We start from the raw sequence: 1,025 nt of genomic DNA on the forward strand, positions 1-1,025 counted from the left end.
CGCCTTACGGTGGAGCTGTGCGTAGATGTGATCAAGAGACAGGGCGGGCAGCGGCTTCGCCTATCGCGATCCGGACGGGCATCCGCTGCGCGACAAGGCGGAACTCACCCGCATCCGTTCGCTGGCCATTCCGCCCGCCTATCGCGACGTCTGGATCTGCCCGCTGGCGAACGGGCATCTCCAGGCCACGGGCCGGGATGAGCGGGGCCGCAAGCAGTACCGCTACCACCCCGGATGGCGGGAAGCGCGGGATGCGGCGAAATACGGGCACATGATGGAGTTCGCTGCCTGCCTGCCGGAGATCCGGAAGCGGGTGGCGTCGGACATGGCGCGCAAGGGCCTGCCGAGGGAGAAGGTGCTGGCGACCGTGACGCGGCTGCTGGAGGACACGCTGATCCGTGTCGGCAACGAGGACTATGCCGCGCAGAACGGCTCCTATGGCCTGACCACGCTGCGGAACCGGCATGTCAGGCTGGACGGCGGCGAGATCCGCTTCGACTTCAAGGGCAAGAGCGGCAAGCGTTGGCAGCTCGGACTGCGGGACCGGCGGATCGCGCGGGTGATCCGGGCCTGCCAGGATCTGCCGGGGCAGGAACTCTTCGCCTACCGGGACGAGGACGGGGAGGCACATGCCATCCGGTCCGAGGATGTGAACGACTACCTGCGGGAGATCACCGGGCGGGACATCACGGCCAAGGACTTCCGCACCTGGGCTGGAACGGTGATGGCGGCGCTGGCCCTGCGGGAGTTCGAGCGCTTCGACAGCCAGGCGGTGGGCCGGCGCAACATCCGCGCGGCCATCGAGCGGGTCGCCAGGCGCCTGGGCAACACGCCGACCGTGTGCCGCAAATGCTACGTCCACCCGGACCTGCTGGACGGCTACCTCGCCGGCAACCTGATCCTGGAGGTGGCAGAGGAGGCGGGCCAGGAGCTGAGGGACCGGATCGAGGACCTGCGGCCGGAGGAGGCGGCGGTGCTGGCCCTGCTGACCTGTCTCTTGATCACATCTACGCACAGGTCCACCG

Annotated in this window: 1 protein-coding gene and 1 pseudogene; both read left to right on the forward strand. The window is 68.6% G+C overall.

The features are described from left to right. Positions 1-64: 64 nt before the first annotated feature. A pseudogene (locus ROTAS13_RS28685) lies at positions 65-187 on the forward strand (DNA topoisomerase IB); the annotation flags it as partial. A gap of 84 nt (positions 188-271) precedes the next feature. Beyond that, the coding region (locus ROTAS13_RS24975) for a DNA topoisomerase IB (RefSeq protein WP_253187778.1) at positions 272-1,025 on the forward strand (754 nt) is incomplete at its 3' end.

Origin of the sequence: Roseomonas sp. TAS13 (assembly GCF_001950415.1) — a bacterium.
In the GTDB taxonomy this organism is placed as follows: Bacteria; Pseudomonadota; Alphaproteobacteria; order Acetobacterales; family Acetobacteraceae; genus Roseomonas; species Roseomonas mucosa.